At 55.4% G+C, this 17,288-nt stretch carries 19 protein-coding genes; 11 read left to right on the forward strand and 8 right to left on the reverse strand.

Annotation, left to right across the window (positions count from 1 at the left end):
- The 7 genes from paaH to WM95_RS11650 all read left to right on the forward strand — a co-directional run bounded on the left by paaH (nucleotide 1) and on the right by WM95_RS11650 (nucleotide 6,912).
- A complete protein-coding gene (gene paaH, locus WM95_RS11620) occupies nucleotides 1-1,425 on the forward strand; it encodes a 3-hydroxyacyl-CoA dehydrogenase PaaH (RefSeq protein ID WP_063409452.1) in 1,425 nt (474 codons plus the stop codon).
- Nucleotides 1,415-1,843 (forward strand): hydroxyphenylacetyl-CoA thioesterase PaaI, encoded by a 429-nt coding sequence (paaI, locus tag WM95_RS11625; RefSeq protein ID WP_023335572.1) that lies wholly within the window; start codon nucleotides 1,415-1,417, stop codon nucleotides 1,841-1,843. The genes paaH and paaI overlap by 11 nt, the downstream gene beginning before the upstream one ends.
- The gene (pcaF, locus tag WM95_RS11630; RefSeq protein WP_063409451.1) at nucleotides 1,836-3,041 is read left to right on the forward strand and encodes a 3-oxoadipyl-CoA thiolase; all 1,206 of its coding nucleotides are present in this window, start codon (nucleotides 1,836-1,838) and stop codon (nucleotides 3,039-3,041) included. Before paaI ends, pcaF begins: the two co-directional genes overlap by 8 nt.
- Nucleotides 3,042-3,068: 27 nt before the next feature.
- Entirely contained in the window at nucleotides 3,069-4,385 is a 1,317-nt protein-coding gene (gene paaK, locus WM95_RS11635; protein WP_063409450.1) for a phenylacetate--CoA ligase PaaK, read from the forward strand.
- A gap of 141 nt (nucleotides 4,386-4,526) precedes the next feature.
- Complete coding sequence (gene paaX, locus WM95_RS11640) at nucleotides 4,527-5,462, forward strand: phenylacetic acid degradation operon negative regulatory protein PaaX (protein ID WP_063409449.1); 936 nt, start codon at nucleotides 4,527-4,529, stop codon at nucleotides 5,460-5,462.
- Nucleotides 5,463-5,471: 9 nt separating this feature from the next.
- Nucleotides 5,472-6,068: a phenylacetic acid degradation protein PaaY gene (gene paaY, locus WM95_RS11645; protein ID WP_023335575.1), complete on the forward strand. Its 597-nt coding sequence runs from the start codon at nucleotides 5,472-5,474 to the stop codon at nucleotides 6,066-6,068.
- A gap of 100 nt (nucleotides 6,069-6,168) precedes the next feature.
- Complete coding sequence (locus WM95_RS11650) at nucleotides 6,169-6,912, forward strand: SDR family oxidoreductase (RefSeq protein WP_063409448.1); 744 nt, start codon at nucleotides 6,169-6,171, stop codon at nucleotides 6,910-6,912.
- 16 nt (nucleotides 6,913-6,928) lie between these two features.
- Here the strand turns inward: WM95_RS11650 and WM95_RS11655 are convergent, their stop codons facing one another.
- Complete coding sequence (locus tag WM95_RS11655) at nucleotides 6,929-8,170, reverse strand: serine hydrolase domain-containing protein (protein WP_063409447.1); 1,242 nt, start codon at nucleotides 8,168-8,170, stop codon at nucleotides 6,929-6,931.
- A 136-nt stretch (nucleotides 8,171-8,306) separates the two neighbouring features.
- Between WM95_RS11655 and WM95_RS11660 the strand changes: the two genes are divergently transcribed.
- Nucleotides 8,307-8,789, forward strand: coding sequence for a glutathione peroxidase (locus WM95_RS11660; protein WP_088544782.1), 483 nt, complete (start codon nucleotides 8,307-8,309; stop codon nucleotides 8,787-8,789).
- A gap of 217 nt (nucleotides 8,790-9,006) precedes the next feature.
- On the opposite strand, the gene WM95_RS11665 is transcribed toward WM95_RS11660, so the two are convergent.
- The 4 genes from WM95_RS11665 to WM95_RS11680 all read right to left on the reverse strand — a co-directional run bounded on the left by WM95_RS11665 (nucleotide 9,007) and on the right by WM95_RS11680 (nucleotide 12,859).
- The gene (locus WM95_RS11665; RefSeq protein WP_127851053.1) at nucleotides 9,007-9,615 is read right to left on the reverse strand and encodes a hypothetical protein; all 609 of its coding nucleotides are present in this window, start codon (nucleotides 9,613-9,615) and stop codon (nucleotides 9,007-9,009) included.
- 366 nt (nucleotides 9,616-9,981) lie between these two features.
- Entirely contained in the window at nucleotides 9,982-10,920 is a 939-nt protein-coding gene (locus tag WM95_RS11670) for an omptin family outer membrane protease (protein ID WP_063408864.1), read from the reverse strand.
- A 261-nt stretch (nucleotides 10,921-11,181) separates the two neighbouring features.
- Nucleotides 11,182-11,619, reverse strand: coding sequence for a VOC family protein (locus WM95_RS11675; protein WP_063408865.1), 438 nt, complete (start codon nucleotides 11,617-11,619; stop codon nucleotides 11,182-11,184).
- Nucleotides 11,620-11,701: 82 nt separating this feature from the next.
- A complete protein-coding gene (locus WM95_RS11680; RefSeq protein ID WP_063408866.1) occupies nucleotides 11,702-12,859 on the reverse strand; it encodes an MFS transporter in 1,158 nt (385 codons plus the stop codon).
- A 133-nt stretch (nucleotides 12,860-12,992) separates the two neighbouring features.
- Between WM95_RS11680 and WM95_RS11685 the strand changes: the two genes are divergently transcribed.
- Both WM95_RS11685 and WM95_RS11690 read left to right on the forward strand, forming a co-directional pair.
- Nucleotides 12,993-13,529: a MarR family winged helix-turn-helix transcriptional regulator gene (locus WM95_RS11685; protein WP_063408867.1), complete on the forward strand. Its 537-nt coding sequence runs from the start codon at nucleotides 12,993-12,995 to the stop codon at nucleotides 13,527-13,529.
- Between the two features lie 24 nt (nucleotides 13,530-13,553).
- Nucleotides 13,554-14,477 (forward strand): LysR substrate-binding domain-containing protein, encoded by a 924-nt coding sequence (locus tag WM95_RS11690; protein WP_023311591.1) that lies wholly within the window; start codon nucleotides 13,554-13,556, stop codon nucleotides 14,475-14,477.
- A gap of 47 nt (nucleotides 14,478-14,524) precedes the next feature.
- Here WM95_RS11690 and WM95_RS11695 read toward each other — a convergent pair whose 3' ends face one another.
- Nucleotides 14,525-14,995 carry a hypothetical protein gene (locus WM95_RS11695; RefSeq protein ID WP_063408868.1) on the reverse strand — a complete coding sequence of 157 codons (471 nt, stop codon included), beginning with the start codon at nucleotides 14,993-14,995 and terminating at the stop codon, nucleotides 14,525-14,527.
- A 267-nt stretch (nucleotides 14,996-15,262) separates the two neighbouring features.
- Between WM95_RS11695 and WM95_RS11700 the strand changes: the two genes are divergently transcribed.
- Nucleotides 15,263-15,739 (forward strand): WbuC family cupin fold metalloprotein, encoded by a 477-nt coding sequence (locus tag WM95_RS11700; protein ID WP_063408869.1) that lies wholly within the window; start codon nucleotides 15,263-15,265, stop codon nucleotides 15,737-15,739.
- A gap of 62 nt (nucleotides 15,740-15,801) precedes the next feature.
- Here WM95_RS11700 and WM95_RS11705 read toward each other — a convergent pair whose 3' ends face one another.
- Both WM95_RS11705 and WM95_RS11710 read right to left on the reverse strand, forming a co-directional pair.
- On the reverse strand, nucleotides 15,802-16,341 hold the full coding sequence (locus tag WM95_RS11705) for a cysteine hydrolase family protein (RefSeq protein WP_063408870.1): 540 nt from the start codon (nucleotides 16,339-16,341) through the stop codon (nucleotides 15,802-15,804).
- 337 nt (nucleotides 16,342-16,678) lie between these two features.
- Nucleotides 16,679-17,278, reverse strand: coding sequence for an NAD(P)H-dependent oxidoreductase (locus WM95_RS11710; RefSeq protein ID WP_045354851.1), 600 nt, complete (start codon nucleotides 17,276-17,278; stop codon nucleotides 16,679-16,681).
- Nucleotides 17,279-17,288 lie beyond the last annotated feature (10 nt).

Below are 17,288 nucleotides of genomic sequence, written 5' to 3' on the forward strand. Positions count from 1 at the left end.
ATGCTGAACATACGTACTGTCGCCGTGATCGGCAGCGGCACGATGGGCGCAGGGATTGCCGAAGTCGCCGCCAGCCATGGGCATCAGGTGCTGATCTACGACATCTCCAGCGACGCGATATCGCGGGCCATCGACGGGATCCGCCAGCGTCTGGCCTCCCGGGTGACGCGCGGAAAACTCTCCGCCGATGCCGGGGGCCAGATCCTCTCCCGGCTGCTTCCGGTCACGGATATCGAGGCGCTCGCCGCGGCCGATCTGGTCATAGAAGCGGCCTCCGAGCGTCTGGAGGTGAAAAAGGCGCTGTTTGCTCAGCTGGCTGAGATCTGCCCGCCGCAGACGGTGCTGACCAGCAATACCTCTTCCATCTCCGTCACGGCGATTGCGGCGGACGTCCACCACCCGGAGCGGGTCGCAGGGCTGCACTTCTTTAACCCGGCACCGGTGATGAAGCTGGTGGAGGTGGTCAGCGGGCTGGCGACCTCTCCGGAAGTGGCCGACGCGCTGTGCGAGCTGGCGCTGAACTGGGGCAAACAGCCCGTTCGCTGCCAGTCAACGCCGGGATTCATCGTCAACCGCGTCGCCCGTCCATTCTATTCCGAGGCCTGGCGCGCGCTGGAAGAGCAGGTCGCCCCGCCGGAGGTGATTGATGCCGCCCTGCGCGACGGCGGCGGTTTCCCGATGGGGCCGCTGGAGCTGACCGACATGATTGGTCAGGACGTGAATTTCGCGGTGACCTGCTCGGTATTTAACGCCTTCTGGCAGGAGCGTCGTTTTCTGCCTTCGCTGGTCCAGCAGGAGCTGGTGCTGGCGGGAAGGCTGGGCAAAAAGAGCGGGAAGGGCGTCTACGACTGGCAGGGTGACAAACCCGCCGTGCAGTGGGTGACGGCCGTGAACGACAGCTTCAGCCCGATGCGCGTGGAAAGAAGACGTGACGGTGTCACCGAAATTGATGATGTGTACCTGATTGAAACGCAAGGGGAAACCGCCCAGGCGCTGGCGCTGCGGCTCAACGGCCCGGTGGTGGTGGTGGACCGCATTGAGCGCGACGTGGCGGTGATTGCGTCGGCCGCCAGCAACCCGCACACCGCGACGCAAAAGGCCATCCGCTACCTGCAGCAGCAGGGTAACCGGGTGGTGCAAATTGCCGATTATCCCGGCCTGCTGGTCTGGCGCACGCTGGCGATGATTGCCAACGAAGCGCTGGATGCCCTGCAAAAAGGGGTCGCCAGCGAAAAGGACATCGATACCGCCATGCGCCTGGGCGTGAACTACCCGAGCGGGCCGATCGCCTGGGGCGAACGGCTGGGCTGGCAGCGCCTGCTGACGCTGCTGGAGAACCTGCAGCGTCATTACGGCGAAGAGCGCTATCGCCCCTGTTCACTGCTGCGCCAGCGCGCGCTTCTGGAGAGTAGCTATGAGTCATAACGCCTGGCATAACGCCCGCGCGATGTACGAACGGGACGCCTGCGCGCAGGCGATGGGGATGGACATTGTCGACATGGATGAAGGCTACGCGGTGGTGACCATGACCATCACCCCGCAGATGCTTAACGGCCACCAAACCTGCCACGGCGGACAGCTTTTTTCGCTGGCAGACACCGCCTTTGCCTACGCCTGCAACAGCCAGGGGCTGGCGGCGGTAGCCTCAGGCTGCTCGATTGATTTTCTGCGTCCGGGCTTTGCCGGGGACACGCTCACCGCCACCGCGCGGGTGATGCACCAGGGCAAACTGACCGGCGTGTACGACATTGAAATCCAGAACCAACAACAGAAAACCGTCGCCCTTTTTCGCGGGAAATCTCACCGCATCGGCGGCAGCGTGACAGGAGAGGCAGATGCGTGACGCATTTATTTGTGATGGCGTTCGAACCCCGGTGGGGCGCTACGGCGGCGCGCTTGCCGCAGTCCGAACCGACGATCTCGGTGCCGTGCCGCTACGCGCGCTGCTGGCCCGCTACCCCCAACTCGACCTCGAGCGGATCGACGACGTGATTTTCGGCTGCGCCAACCAGGCGGGGGAAGATAACCGCAACGTAGCGCGCATGTCGTCCCTGCTGGCCGGGCTGCCGCAGACGGTGTCCGGAACTACCATTAACCGCCTGTGCGGGTCAGGGCTGGACGCGATTGGTTTTGCTGCCCGCGCCATTAAGGCGGGCGATGGCGAACTGCTGATTGCGGGCGGCGTGGAGTCGATGTCGCGCGCGCCGTTTGTGATGGGCAAAGCCACCGCCGCGTTTCAGCGTCAGGCGGAAATCTTTGATACCACCATCGGCTGGCGATTTGTGAATCCGCTCATGCATCAGCAATTCGGAACTGACAGTATGCCGGAAACGGCAGAGAATGTAGCTGAATTGTTAAATATCAGCCGTGCCGATCAGGACGCGTTCGCGCTGCGCAGCCAGCAGCGTACCGCGCAGGCGCAGCAGAACGGCATTCTGGCGCAGGAGATTGTGCCGGTACCGGTGCCGGGCAAAAAAGGGGCGGTCACGGAGTTCTGCGTGGATGAACATCCGCGCGCGGACACCACGCTCGAACAGCTCGCCGGACTCAAAACGCCGTTCCGTAAGAACGGGGCGATCACGGCGGGGAATGCCTCCGGCGTCAACGACGGCGCGGCGGCGCTGATCGTCGCCAGCGAGAAGATGGCGCTGGCGCAGGGGTTAGTCCCGCGCACGCGGATCGTGGCGATGGCGACGGCGGGCGTGGAGCCTCGTCTGATGGGGCTCGGTCCGGTCCCGGCCACTCGCAAGGTGCTGGAGCGCGCCGGGTTCAGCATTAACGATATGGACGTGATCGAGCTTAACGAAGCTTTCGCCTCGCAGGCGCTGGGCGTGCTGCGTCAGCTGGGCCTGCCGGATGATGCCGCGCACGTCAACCCGAACGGTGGCGCGATTGCGCTGGGCCACCCGCTGGGCATGAGCGGTGCCAGACTGGCGCTGGCCGCGAGCAATGAACTGCACCGACGCGGCGGGCGCTACGCGCTGTGTACGATGTGCATCGGTGTGGGTCAGGGCATTGCCATGATCCTTGAGCGTGTTTGAGCATAAAAACAATGTGAGTACCCTACAATGACAAATACAACAAAGCTTGATCCGATTGAAACGGCCTCCCTTGACGAGTTACAGGCGCTGCAGACCGAGCGTCTGAAATGGACGCTGCATCACGCCTACAACAACGTGCCGATGTACAAACGCAAGTTTGACGCCGCGGGCGTTCACCCTGACGATTTCAAAGAGCTGGCGGATATCCGCAAATTCCCGTGCACCACCAAGCAGGACCTGCGGGATAACTATCCGTTCGATACCTTTGCCGTGCCGATGGAGCAGGTGGTGCGCATTCACGCGTCATCCGGCACCACCGGCAAACCGACCGTTGTCGGCTATACGCAGGGCGACATCGACAACTGGGCCAATCTGGTGGCCCGCTCCCTGCGCGCCGCGGGCGGCAGCGCGAAGGACAAAATTCACGTGGCGTATGGCTATGGCCTGTTTACCGGCGGGCTGGGCGCGCACTACGGCGCCGAGCGTTTAGGCGCGACGGTGATCCCGATGTCCGGCGGCCAGACGGAGAAACAGGCGCAGCTGATCCGTGATTTCCAGCCGGATATGATCATGGTGACGCCGTCCTACTGCCTCAACCTGATTGAGGAGCTGGAGCGCCAGATGGGCGGCGATGCCAGCGGCTGTTCCCTGCGCGTGGGCGTCTTCGGCGCCGAGCCGTGGACGCAGGCCATGCGTCGCGAAATCGAAAAACGCTTAGGCATTACCGCACTTGATATCTATGGCCTCTCCGAAGTGATGGGGCCGGGCGTGGCGATGGAGTGTATCGAAACCGTCGACGGCCCGACCATCTGGGAAGATCACTTCTACCCGGAGATCGTCAACCCGAACGACGGCACGCCGCTGGATGACGGGCAGCAGGGCGAACTGCTGTTCACCACGCTGACCAAAGAGGCGCTGCCGGTGATCCGCTACCGGACCCGCGACCTGACGCGCCTGCTTCCGGCAACCGCGCGCAGCATGCGCCGCATGGACCGGATCAGCGGGCGCAGTGACGACATGCTGATCATCCGCGGCGTCAACGTCTTCCCGTCGCAGCTGGAAGAGGAGATCGTCAAGTTCGAACACCTTTCTCCGCACTACCAGCTGGAGGTGAACCGTCGCGGGCATCTTGATTCACTTTCCGTGAAGGTGGAGCTGAAAGAGAGTAGTCTCACTTTGACGCACGAGCAGCGCTGTCAGGTGTGCCACCAGCTGCGCCACCGCATTAAGTCAATGGTGGGAATTTCCACCGACGTAATGATTGTTAACTGCGGCAGCATCCCGCGCTCGGAGGGCAAAGCCTGCCGGGTGTTTGACTTGCGTAAAGCTGCGGCCAACGGCTAAGTTTTCCCTCACCCCGGCCCTCTCCCAAAGGGAGAGGGTGTAAACAGTTCCCTCTCCTTTTGGGAGAGGGTTAGGGTGAGGGGTGAGGGGCTATCCCAGAATCCTATGCTATGATTCATCCAGGACAAAAATTACAACAGAATGAATCACATGAATAAACTCGACGCCTTTATCCAGCACGCGGTCAGCTCCGTACCCGTCAGCGGGACCTCTCTCATCTCCTCGTTATACGGTGACGCGCTTTCCCATCGCGGCGGTGAGATTTGGCTCGGTAGCCTGGCCGCCCTGCTGGAAGGCATGGGGTTTGGCGAGCGCTTCGTGCGCACCGCGCTGTTTCGCCTCAACAAAGAGGGCTGGCTGGACGTTTCCCGCATCGGGCGTCGCAGCTTTTACCGCCTGAGCGATAAAGGGCTTCGCCTGACGCGTCGCGCGGAGAATAAGATTTACCGCGCGGAACTGCCAGCCTGGGACGGAAAATGGCTGTTGCTGCTCTCCGAAGGTCTCGATAAAGCCACCCTTGCCGACGTCAAAAAACAGCTTATCTGGCAGGGGTTTGGCACGCTGGCGCCGAGCCTGATGGCCTCGCCGTCGCAGCATCTGGCGGACGTGCAGTCCCTGCTTCACGATGCCGGCGTGGCGGAAAACGTGATCTTCTTTGAAGCCCACTCGCCGCTGGCGCTCTCCCGCGCCGCGCTGCGTTCGCGGGTGGAAGAGTGCTGGCAGTTAACCGAGCAAAACGCGATGTACGAGTCGTTTATCAACTCGTTCCGGCCGCTGCTGCCGCTGCTGAAAGAGGCCGCGCCCGAGGAGCTGACGCCGGAACGCTGTTTCCAGATCCAGCTGCTGCTGATTCACTTTTATCGTCGCGTGGTGCTGAAAGACCCGCTGCTGCCGGAAGAGTTGCTGCCCGCTCACTGGGCGGGGCAAAGCGCCCGACAGCTCTGCATTAATATCTATCAGCGTGTCGCGCCGGGGGCGCTGGCGTTTGTCAGCGAGAAGGGCGAAACCTCCGTGGGCGAACTGCCCGTGCCTGTCACGCTTTACTATCAACGCTTTGGTGGTCTTACAAGCGCATAAGGAGCGAAGATGCCAGTTTATCAAATTGACGGTCTGACGCCGGTCGTGCCGGACGAGAGCTATGTTCACCCGACGGCGGTGCTGATCGGGGACGTGATTCTGGGCAAAGGCGTTTACGTCGGTCCTAACGCCAGCCTGCGCGGTGATTTTGGCCGTATCGTGGTGAAAGACGGTGCCAACATTCAGGATAACTGCGTGATGCACGGCTTCCCGGAGCAGGACACGGTGGTGGAAGAGGACGGGCATATCGGCCACAGCGCCATTCTCCACGGCTGCGTGATCCGCCGCAATGCGCTGGTGGGCATGAACGCGGTGGTGATGGACGGCGCGGTCATCGGTGAAAACAGCATCGTCGGCGCGGCGGCGTTCGTGAAGGCGAAAGCGGAGATGCCCGCCAACCATTTGATTATCGGCAGCCCGGCCAAAGCGATTCGCGAACTCAGCGAGCAGGAGCTGGCGTGGAAGCAGCAGGGCACGCGGGAGTATCAGGTGCTGGTGGAGCGCTGCAAGCTCACTATGCACCAGGTGGAGCCGCTGCGCGAGGCTGAGCCTGACCGGAAACGGCTGGCGTTTGATGAGAATTTAAGGCCGAAGTCGGCGGTGTAGGACGGGAAGTTCGCGCCACGGCACTAACGGGAAGATGTTACCCGCCTCATCATGCTATTAATCCTCGATACAGACTCATCACGACAGAGGACACAGAGTTATGCTGAGGGGTAAAAGAGCTGTTATCACGGGTGGCGGCGGGGGATTTGGTCAGGCGCTGTGCGTCTGGCTTGCCCGAGAGGGCGTTGAAGTGGATTTTAGCGCCCGTCGGGCGGTGGATATTCAAAAAACCTGCAGCCTCATCGCGGCTGAAGGTGGTGAGGCGAAAGGGTATCTCTGTGATTTAGCCCTGCCGGAATCCATTTCTCAGTTTTCTTCGCAGATCTTACATTCAGACAGGCCAATCGATATTTTAATTCTGAATGCTGCTCAGTGGTTGTCAGGGACAATAGACGAACATTCGAGCACAGAAATCTTCAATACCGTCAGTTCAGGCCTGACAGGTTCAATTCTGCTAACCCAGGCAATGCTTCCGGGTTTAAGACGCTCAGACAGTGCAGACATCATTGCGGTTATCTCTGCGTGCGGTATTCCGAACTTTACAGATTCGATTGCCCATCCCGCTTTTTTTGCCAGCAAACACGGGCTCAGCGGCTTTACAACGAAACTGTCAAAACACTTATCCAAAGAAAACATTCGGGTAACCGGATTATATCCGCCTGATTTTGAACTGACCGGTTTAGATGCGCATGTCGATAATCAATCAAGAATGGGGGAGCGTCTGGTGAATGGATGGTCAATCTGGGAAACGATTCGTTTTGTACTGACTCAGCCTCGAAGTTGCCATATTAGTACTATCTACTTTCAGGGGCCGACTCGCGAAGATCTTGCGCATCAGACCTGAATCTGACGGCGGGCGTTCACCGTAATTGCTGATAAACGCGTTCAGGCATCCCATTATTCGCAAAACGGTTGCCAGAGATAATAAGGCTGTCTTTTTTCGCCATATCCATTAATAGCGCGATGCCAATGTAATTACTCCAGTTAAAGGTATTTTGCAGCACCACCACCGCATTGCCTTTTTCTTTGTCATAGCCGATAAAGCTGGAGTAGCCGCCGATATAGCCGACCTGATAGGTGATTTTTTCCAGGCCGATAAAGTCGGTGGTCCAGGCAATACCCTGTACTCCGTCGGGGCGTTGAATATCGGTATTTCTCACTTCGGCAAAGACGCTGTCCAGCAAGGGATTATGCGTCGTCGATACGTGATAGCGGGCATAGATCGCCAGATCTTCGGCGTTGCTGTACAAGCTCGCTGCCGCCACCATGTTGTTGGAAAAATGCCAGTCCGGGGTGAGCTGCCCGCGCGGGATAAATTTCGGCTGATCGCCCGCGTGGCCGAGCGCACGCTCCGGGTATCCTTTTAGCTGCTGGGGAATAAAGCTGCTGTTAGCCATTTGCAGCGGACGGAAAATATAGCGCGAGGCTAAACTCTGGATATCTTCGCCGGTTTTGTGCTTCAGGATATAGCCGATCAGGGCGTAGCCGGTATTGGAGTATTGCGGCACTTTATTCTTTGGCGCCCGCCAGTCGGCGAGGTAGCGCAGCACGTTATCGCTGTCCAGCTCGCTATAGAAATTTTCGCCCGTGCTTAAATAGCCGATGAATTTTCCAAGCATAGGAACATCCATATTCTGACGCGGCAGGCCGGAGGTATGGGTTACCAGTTCAAGCAGGGTAATTTTTTGTGCATCCGCGCTAAGCGGCGTACCCGGCGGTAGCAGTGTCGCCAGGCTATCGTTCCAGTTCAGTTTCCCTTCATTCACCAGACAAGCCACCACTTCCGCCGTGATCCCTTTGCTGAGCGAGCCGAGCGCAAACAGGGTGTCAGGCCTGACCGGATAGCGATTGACCGCATCGGTTACGCCCCAGGTGTAAAACTGCGGCGAGCCGTGATTATGGATCACCGCGACCGTCATCCCGGGAACGGATTTTTGTGCCATATAGTGACGCACCACGCTGTCAACGTCGCCATCCAGCGAATCATGGGTGAGAAGTTCCTGAGTACCTTCCGGGGAGGACATCTGTGAGAGCGTGCCACAACCGCTGAGGAGTGGGAGAGTAAGCAGAAGCCAGCGAATTTTTATTGTTATGTTCTGCATACCTGATAGCGAGTGTGGTGGTCATTAGCGCGCCAGGAATGTATCACAAATAGCCTGCCTGAATGTAAACTTTCTAAACGGCGGCGGCCCTGTTGATGGTCACCGCGACTTTACGGCCTGCTTTGAGGATTTCAGTATGACTCGCTTTTATCAACTTACCGCCACCAGCCTGGATGGCCGTGTTATCTCAATGGCCGACTATGCGGGAAAGGTGGTTTTGGTCGTCAATACCGCCAGCCAGTGTGGCTTCACGCCGCAATATGCTGGCCTTGAAGCGCTATACAAGAAATACGCCGATCGAGGGTTAGCGGTGCTGGGCTTTCCCTGCAACCAGTTCGGTAAACAGGAACCCGGCGGCGCCGACGAAATCTCGAAAACATGTTACATCAACTACGGCGTGAGCTTCCCGATGTTTGAGAAGGTTGAGGTTAACGGTAGCGCAGCGCACCCGCTGTTTCGTTATCTGAAAGATGAATTGCCCGGCGTGCTGGGAGGGCGTATTAAGTGGAACTTTACTAAGTTTTTGATCGGCCGCGACGGTAAACCACTCAAGCGTTTTGCACCGATGACCACGCCAGAGAAAATGGATCCTGCAATTCTTGCGGCACTGGAAATGTAAGGTATCTGATAGCCGAACCTTTCTCTTAGAGCATGACGAAACACTCACACCGGAGAGAAGATAACGCCCGCTCTGTGTTCCTGACGGACTAAACGCTATTTTTAACGCGTTGTGCCGGGAGCGGACGTTATTATTTATAAAAGCTGACGGCCCGCTGATGAAGAGAAACGTAGAGTGGTTGCTCCACGCTAGCATAACGAGCTTATAAATTATAATTCTATTTTTTCGACAAGAAAAATGTTTCCTGGATTCGTTGGTTATTATCCTTCAATATTTTGTCTGATGCTTCCAGTACGGACTTTAACACTGGGGTTTCTTTACCAAATTTTATGGACTGGGTATCTATTGTGAGATTGTACACCGGAATGTTTTCAGCGCGATATACATTGTAAATCTTCAGTGTAAGTGTTGCAGGGACTTTTAAAGAAAGTTTGTCGCTAGTTGTTTTTTTATCATCGGATTTATCTTTGTTATAGTCATCAATAATTGACTGAATTTCTCTCTTAATGCCGTCTTGGTAAGAACCGACAGATAAATCGGTAAGTTTGAAGATTGTTGAGTTATCGCTTTCTGTTTTTAATTCAACATTGAGAAATGTATTTTCACTATAAACTTTTCCTAATGATACATGACCGTTGTCATTGCTTAAAATGTTCTGTTTCTTAAATTCTATATTTCCTGATAACATTGCAGAGGATAACAACACTGACGCGCCAATTATTACGCTTGATATGATAATTTTCATTTTTATTCCTTGATAAGTTAAATTCATTTTTTCGGGGTTTGAAGTTGTTAGTTTGCCAGACTCATCAATAACTAACGCCATGCCTGTAACTGATTGTTTTTTGATCTTTTCGGTCTTGAAATTTCGCTAAGAAAGCCCCATCCATCTTTTGTCACTTAGTGTTTGAGAGAGCATGTCACTCCTTTGTTTGTTAGCATTTGGAACCATATTACAATCTATTATTTTGAGTTAAAACTGTTATTTTTTGTAATGCGTCAGTTAAAGGAAATGAAGATGCCAGTGGGGTGGTAAATATGCAATTACTGTACTTCTAGAATCTGTCACCAACACCTGGACTGGATGGCAGGTATCCTGGGAGTGTCCCTGGCAAGGAATTAGCTTAACGTAACGAAAAAGGCCCCGTCAGGGGCCTGGTCTGCTTTAACAATGGACTGTTGTTCGCCTGGATTAGAAGCGGTATTGCAGGCCCGCTGTAATGGTATAGTTATGGTTAGAAATACCTGCCGCATCCCCGCCAATAGAGCCGGAGTCACCAGTATTGGTATCAATAATCTGCGTACCGCCTTTACCTTCTTCGTAACTGCTATAGGTAAATTCTGCAAAAACTTTGGCGTGCGGAGTGACGTAATACCCGGCATCAACAGAGGCACCATAATAGCGGGAATCTGTTGTCTTCTCGCGGAAAGTCAGATCGCGCATGTAATGTTCGTCGTTATCATGTGCACGCACCCAGTCACTGAATTTGAAGAGGGCATTAAATTCAAAGTCATTGAAACGGTACTGTCCTGCAAGGCCAATGTAGGGCATAGAAAAACGCTGGCTATAACCAATGCCGCGTTCGCCTGCCGGGAAGTTCCCTTGATAGGCACCGTTATCATAATTGTAAGTACCACCAGTCGCCGTCCAACTGAAGCGTGTTTCCTGATAGCCTGCGGTTACGCCCGCTTTATAGTTATCGCCCTGGAGGATCCACCCTTTTACGTTGAGGTCATATTCATTGGCGTAGTTAACGTTCGTGGCCGGATGGCTTGAATGGTCTGTCCAGGAGGATTGTTTTGCATTCATCCAGTCATAGTCATCCATATGACCTGAACCTGATGCCAGGGACGTCCAGCCGCGGGCGTTCAATGTTAAAAATGAGTAAGCATCCCAGGTGATATCGCCTTTCAGAATGGCGACATTTTTTATTTTCCAGTCCAGTTGGCTAATTTTTCTTCCTGTAGCTTCGTCATAAACCATTTCGTGAGATTTTCCGCTCAGCATCCCGGCAGAGGCTGAAACCGCTAAACTATCCGGTGAAAAATCTGGTGTAACGATTGTTGGTCCTGCATATACTGCCCCTGAAAACGCGGCCATCATCATTCCCGCAACGATATTTCTTGTCATTTTTATTTCCCTAAAGCAAATTAATCAATGAGTTGCGGTAAAATCTTAAAAGTCATAACAATAATAATCAACTGCTAGTTTTGGTAATTTTTTATTATTTGACGTAAGGAACAATATTTAACTTTGGGCCGCCTGAAAGAGGCGATTTCTAATATTTAAATGATTTCTGGCTTAATGCGAAATAACAGTCAACTGCGGATAAGATGACCAACTTCGCTATGGTATGCACGTCTGCAACCAGCGTCACAAACAAATTCCCATTTACCCCCGCAGCCACGGCGTAATCGTCAGCCCGGTAAGCAAGCCTTCCGGGCTAAGCAGGCGAGTGAGGGTTTGCCCCCACGGTTCCGTGCGGTTAGCCACCAGCAGCCGATAGCCTTTTTCACTCAGAACGCGGGTAGCCGAGTCCAGATCCTGAACCTCGTACTCAACCCATCCCTGCGGTATCGGGTGCTCAACTGGCCACTGTTCCTCTCCAAAACAGGATGCAGCCGCCTGTGCGAGCGGCCAGACGGCGAAATGCTTCACGCCTTCCAGCTGGCCCTCCTCAGTGAGCAGATATTCGGTATTCCCCTCCATCGGCTTAAGCGGAAGGCCGAGTGTCTGGACATAAAACGCGGCGCTGGACTCCGTATCCCGCGAAATGGGCCCGAACCCGGCGACAAATAAGACATCAATTTCTGGTAGCGTCTGCGGCATATCCACTCCTGAATGAGGTGAAATTCACCCTGAATTTATCTTACGATTGGCGGAAATACGACCCTCAATTCTGGTGTTGCATTCACCCTGCCTGCACGTCCACGACGGGTTTAAAATTCAGCGCGATGACGATCAGCAGCACGACTCCCGCACTCATGATCAGCCATGCGCTGGTCAGCGAGAACGAACTGTCGCGAACGATCCCCGCTATTAGCGGCATAAGCGCGGCAATCATGTATCCACCTCCCTGAACTTTAGACAGTAACTTCCCGGCCTGGGCGGGCGTTCGCGCATGATCGAACGTGACGATGAGCGACAGCGGGAAGAGGGCGCCGATCCCGGTGCCAAGCAGCAGCGTGGATAACACCGGTGTTGTACCCGGCGCAAATACCAGACACAGTAATCCCGCCAGCAGCAACAGCAATACGGCGATCAGCGGCACGCGGCGGTCGGGGAATTTACCGATCAGCGCGGAGACGGCAAACCCGGCGACAACCTCGGTTAACGTTAGCCAGGCCAGCATGTAGCCGCTGCTGCGTGCGGACCATCCCGCCTGAATGTAAAGCGGGGGCAGCCAGGCCAATACCAGCGTGTAGGCGCCCGTACCCACGCCGAAAAAGAGCAACAGTAGTGCTGTACGGGAGGACGAGAGCGTGACGGTTTCGTGGGCTGTTTTTTCCTCCTGAGGATGCTTAACCAGGGTTAACCAAAGTATCAGCGCAAGCAGCGCTAACAGCCCGGCCATTGCCAGCGCGGGCTTCAGCGTGAGCCATGAAAACAACGGCTCGGCGCTGGCGGCGGCGACTGCCGCTCCGGCCATAATGCCCGTGCTGAAGAGCGACATCACCGTGCTGGCCGTTTGCGTATATTCCTTTTTAATCAGGGCAGGCATTAACGCCTGGATCGTGCCTATGCTGGCCCCGCCCAGTAACGCGGTGCCCATAAGACTCTCCGGTGAGGCGCTAAAACCGCGCAGCAAACAGGCCGCAAGCAGGATAAAGAGCCCGAGCATAATTCCCCGAACGGCGCCGAGTCGGGCTAAAAGCCAGGGGCCACACAGGGCGGCAAGCCCCATCATCGCGACCGGCAGGGTGGTCAGCAGGCTGAATTGCGTAGCGGTTAGCCCCGCTTCGCGCTGCAGCACGGAGAACAGCGGTCCGACAGAAGCCAGAATGGGGCGCAGGTTCAGCCCGACGATAAAAGCGATAACGGCGAAGAGTAAAGGCGACGTGCGTTTCAACGTGGAATCCTTTTCGGTTGTGAATGGCCCGGGCAAATCGGCACGAGCATTTATCTTAACGTTAAGATAAAATATGTTTTTGCGTAAGATGTACCGCACAACAGGATAAATACCCACGCCATCAGGGGTGAAAATGCATGACCATGTAGACTTCGTTGTCGGCCAGTGGAGCCGTGCCATGCCGGAGCTGGACGCCTCGTCGATGAAAATTTTTGGCCGAATGCTACGGCTGATGAAGCATCTGGGAAAAGAACGGGCGCAGGCCATGGGGCAGTTTGGTTTTCGCGAGGGCGAGTTTGACGTGCTCGCCACGCTGCGTCGCGCCGGTGAGCCGTACTGCCTTTCCCCCACGCAGCTCTATAAATCGCTGATGATAACCTCGGGGGCGATGACGAACCGGCTCAGCCATCTCGAACAGCTTGGGCTTATCAGGCGAATTGCCGATCCGGATGACAAGCGCAGCACCCTCGTAAGCCTGACGCCGCACGGGCAGGAGCGTATCGAACAGGCGCTGATCGTGCATACACAAACGCAAAATGCGCTGCTGAGCAGCTTGTCTGACGCGCAGCGCGCGCAGCTTGAGTCCCTTCTCAGGGAGCTGCTGATGACGTTCCCGTCTGAGGACCTGAGCGACAGGTCACCTAGTGCCGATAATACAAACACTGCATAGCTAAACCTCACAGAAAGGGAATGTATGTCTTTACCGCCACTGTATGCGCTGCGCGCTTTTGAAGTTGCCGCGCGGCTGAACTCCTTCAGCAAAGCGGCTGAAGCACTGAATATCACGCCGGGCGCGGTCAGCAGGCATGTCCGGACGCTTGAACAGTGGTTCGACTGTGAGCTCTTTAAACGCCAGGGGCCGCGAGTGGAGGTCAGTGATGCCGGACGTATTCTGGCCGGACAGCTCAGCGAAAGTTTCTCGAATATTGAGTGGGCCTGTCGCGCATTCAGAAGTGAAAACCACCTTCTGCGCCTCAAAGCCCCCAGCACCCTGACGATGCGGTGGCTTCTGAATGTGCTTAAATCCTTTCGCGAGAACCACGCGAAGCCAAAAATTGAAATTGCCAGCGTCTGGATGGACTTCGACACCGTTGACTTCAGCCGTGAGCCCTATGATTGTGCGATCCTGCTCGGTAATGGCTATTTCGGCGAGTCAACGGAAAGCAGGCTGCTCTTCAGTGAATGGCTCATTCCGGTTTGTACCCCGTCGTTGCTTGAATCTGCCCGGCATCAGCTTCCAGAGTGCGATCTTATCCATCCCTCCCCGGACAGACGGGACTGGAAGCGCTGGCTGAAAAGAACGGGGTCATTCCCCGGACTCGACGTAAGTCGAGGGATAGTATTCGACACCCTGGAGCAGGGAAGTCTGGCCGCCATGCACGGTCACGGCGTGGCGATGGCCGATCTCCGCCTCACGCTCGACGCGCTGAAAAGCGGTCTGCTTGCGCTGCCCTTCAGGGAAGCTATCGCAACCGGCGATGGCTATTACCTCGTCTGGCCGAAAAACTCGCTCAGAAGACAGAGTATTGAACGGTTGCTGGCGTGGCTTAACCTTAATGCGCCGGTGCTGCCTTCGTTGGATATCGTCTGTCTTGATTATAGCGAAAAGCGGGTTTAATAAATGGCGGAATATTTATTGAGGGATATTCCGCAGATTGAGCGTATTTATGCGTAGGGAATATTCGCCATCTGTTTATATCGCTCCGGCAATGCGCTGTTCAGGTTGAGCAATTTATCCAGAATATAAAGCGCAGGCGTCCCCTTTGCGCGTTCAGCAGCGATCAGCGCCGTGCGTAACAGATTGGCAGCCGACGTCATTTCACGGAAATACTCCTCAGATTCACGCGTCTGAGTTTCGCCTGACGTGGCGTAACGCACCTTTGGCCAGTCCGCAAAGTCTAGCAGCGGAAGGATCCCATCTTCTTTTGGCAAGTGTGCTGAGAGCAGCTCTTCGGCGTTACCCGGATTGCTTTGGGCGAAAGAGAGGAGGTGCAGTCGATGGATGAAAGGCGATAGCGCTTCTGAGCTTTCCTTTTCTGCTGAAAGTAACGTTATCAACTCATGCACATTTGCCTGGACGCTAAATTTATGAGGCGAGATAATATTCATTACAGGGAATAAAACATCGAGTGTCATAGGTGCTCCATACAGGCTTGGTAATATTTATTTTTTCTATCCCAGGGGTGAATGGATGGTATTTCAGTTGCGTCACTTTATAAAAACGATAAATAGTGGGAATTAATGTGAGTTTTACTCAATGTTGCGCTTTGGAGTGCGATCACGCGCATCCTCACGTTGCAGCGTTTTGTTTCACAAACGCCATCGCTCATCGACCGTCCAGAATGGTATAACGTCGTGCGGCAATCGGGTTGCCGCCCGCTGACTCCATTCACAAAGGTGTATATGAAACAAATTACGTTCAGTGACCTGCAGCAACAAAGCGAGCAGGCTGCCAATTCTCCTCGCTTACGCGCGCACCGCAATTTACATCCCGAGCTGAGCGACCCGGTACAACGCCTGGCTATCGCGATGGAGCCTGGTACCTATGTTCGCCCTCATCGCTACCCGCACACGTTTGAACTGCTGACGGCTCTGAGCGGTCGCTTTCTGGTGTTGAATTTTGATGACAGCGGTAACGTGACCCAGCGCGTGGTGTTAGGTGAAGACTGCAAAGTGCTGGAGATGGATGCCGGTACCTGGCATGCCGTGCTGTCGCTGGATAAAGGCGGCGTCATTTTCGAGGTGAAACACGGCGGCTATCAGCCTGTTCCGGAGCACGATACCGCCCCATGGTCACCGGCTGAGAACGCGCCCGGTACCGCGGAGCTGATGAAATGGTACGCCCAGGCGCAGGTGGGTGACGGAGGTTTTACCCTGTAATTTTCTCTACTTTTCCCGACGCGCGGAAAGGCGCGCCGGGATAGAGAGACGATCCCGCTAACTCAACTGACCGTATTAAAATGCCAGCCGCTGGCAGTTGACAGCATCACGAACGGGCCGGCCAGCGTGCTGTTGTGATGCGCAATGATGTCAGTGGCGGATAAATGTGCGTTATCCATTGTGGTATGCGCATCTGAAATCAATATCGTCCTGAAGCCCAGCTCCGGCGCGGCCCGGCAGGTGGTGTCGACACAAAATTCTGTTTTCATCCCGGCAATGACCAGCTGTCTGATGCCTCTCTGATTAAGTTCACGCAGCAATTCGGTATCCCGAAAACAGCTGGGATGGCGCTTGGTGAAAACAACATCCTGCTCCTTCACGTCCAGCTCGGGTATCAGCTGCGTTAACGGCCCCTTCTCTGAGAAGGGGGAGTCGTCTGGTCCAACATGGCGGGCAAAAAAGACGGGTACCTGAGCGTGGCGCGCGTTGGCTATTAACAAACGGATATTTGCCAGAACGACATCGGCGGAACAGGGGGAGACCGGGCCCCGGAAGAGGCCCTGCTGCATGTCGATAATTAACAGAGCATTGTCAGAAATCATTTTCTTTCTCCATTCAGAGGGCGGTGAACGGAGAGGTATTTCCCCGTCCAGGCTGGCGGGGATTGAGGTTCTGTTTGTCAGTAGTTCGCTACAGATACGCTCACGCCGCCGAAGGTGCCGGTGGTGGTGAGGGTGGTTGTTGGCTGAGCTGACTGATACATGGAATGACCTTTGTTTATTCATTACGCTATATGCGGAATTATCACGTTAGTTATAGCGTTGCTTAACTCATTGCTTCAAGACACCAACTTGAGTAGGGGTACGATCAAGCGGCAGGAAGCTGTCAGCAAAGGCTCGTAACCTGCTGTGCACGCCTTTGCTGACTGAATAGCCGGGATTATTTAAGGCCCTCTAGTCCCTTCAGGAACTCCTCCACCTGCTCAGGCGTCGCCGCGTCTGCCTGGTAAAGAATATCGAGCTTAACGTTCTTCAGCCCGCAGAAGCCAAACACGCCTTCGATTATCTGCGTCTGAATCGCCGTCGAATAGCCGTGTTTGTCGAATCCGGTGAGATCGCTGCCGCCGGTGGCAATCAGGCGGACGGGAACATCGCGTAAGCTGCCCACAATCCGGCCATCGTCGGCCACCTTATACGCCCAGTTCAGGGTTAATACGCGATCGAACCAGCCTTTCAACAGCGCGGGGACCGACCACCAGTACACGGGGAAAACAAACACCAGCATATCCGCTCGCTCGACGCGCTGCTGCTCGCGCAGAATATCTTCAGGAAGGGCGCTCGGATCGCCGTGATACAAATCGAGATCGGCGCGGGTCATCGCCGGATTAAACCCTTCAGCATGCAGATCGGCAATTTCAACCTGCGTACCTTGCTCGCGTAATTTTCCGGCAATACGGGCTGCCAGCGAATGGGATAACGAATTGTCGACAGGATGAGCCGTCACGATCAGTGCGTTATTTATGGCATTTGTAGCAGACATAGCGACCTCG

The organism is Enterobacter cloacae complex sp. ECNIH7 (assembly GCF_002208095.1).
Taxonomy (GTDB): domain Bacteria; phylum Pseudomonadota; class Gammaproteobacteria; order Enterobacterales; family Enterobacteriaceae; genus Enterobacter; species Enterobacter cloacae_M.

Bases quoted from the DNA above. Each gene is read 5' to 3' on its own strand.
- WM95_RS11655 (WP_063409447.1), bottom strand. From the start codon at position 8,170: ATGCAGAACATAACAATAAAAATTCGCTGGCTTCTGCTTACTCTCCCA.
- WM95_RS11710 (WP_045354851.1), bottom strand. From the start codon at position 17,278: ATGTCTGCTACAAATGCCATAAATAACGCACTGATCGTGACGGCTCAT.
- WM95_RS11665 (WP_127851053.1), bottom strand. From the start codon at position 9,615: ATGGCGTTAGTTATTGATGAGTCTGGCAAACTAACAACTTCAAACCCC.
- paaK (WP_063409450.1), top strand. From the start codon at position 3,069: ATGACAAATACAACAAAGCTTGATCCGATTGAAACGGCCTCCCTTGAC.
- paaY (WP_023335575.1), top strand. From the start codon at position 5,472: ATGCCAGTTTATCAAATTGACGGTCTGACGCCGGTCGTGCCGGACGAG.
- WM95_RS11670 (WP_063408864.1), bottom strand. From the start codon at position 10,920: ATGACAAGAAATATCGTTGCGGGAATGATGATGGCCGCGTTTTCAGGG.
- WM95_RS11650 (WP_063409448.1), top strand. From the start codon at position 6,169: ATGCTGAGGGGTAAAAGAGCTGTTATCACGGGTGGCGGCGGGGGATTT.
- paaI (WP_023335572.1), top strand. From the start codon at position 1,415: ATGAGTCATAACGCCTGGCATAACGCCCGCGCGATGTACGAACGGGAC.
- WM95_RS11695 (WP_063408868.1), bottom strand. From the start codon at position 14,995: ATGACACTCGATGTTTTATTCCCTGTAATGAATATTATCTCGCCTCAT.
- WM95_RS11685 (WP_063408867.1), top strand. From the start codon at position 12,993: ATGCATGACCATGTAGACTTCGTTGTCGGCCAGTGGAGCCGTGCCATG.
- WM95_RS11675 (WP_063408865.1), bottom strand. From the start codon at position 11,619: ATGCCGCAGACGCTACCAGAAATTGATGTCTTATTTGTCGCCGGGTTC.
- paaX (WP_063409449.1), top strand. From the start codon at position 4,527: ATGAATCACATGAATAAACTCGACGCCTTTATCCAGCACGCGGTCAGC.
- WM95_RS11660 (WP_088544782.1), top strand. From the start codon at position 8,307: ATGACTCGCTTTTATCAACTTACCGCCACCAGCCTGGATGGCCGTGTT.
- pcaF (WP_063409451.1), top strand. From the start codon at position 1,836: ATGCGTGACGCATTTATTTGTGATGGCGTTCGAACCCCGGTGGGGCGC.
- WM95_RS11705 (WP_063408870.1), bottom strand. From the start codon at position 16,341: ATGATTTCTGACAATGCTCTGTTAATTATCGACATGCAGCAGGGCCTC.
- paaH (WP_063409452.1), top strand. From the start codon at position 1: ATGCTGAACATACGTACTGTCGCCGTGATCGGCAGCGGCACGATGGGC.
- WM95_RS11700 (WP_063408869.1), top strand. From the start codon at position 15,263: ATGAAACAAATTACGTTCAGTGACCTGCAGCAACAAAGCGAGCAGGCT.
- WM95_RS11690 (WP_023311591.1), top strand. From the start codon at position 13,554: ATGTCTTTACCGCCACTGTATGCGCTGCGCGCTTTTGAAGTTGCCGCG.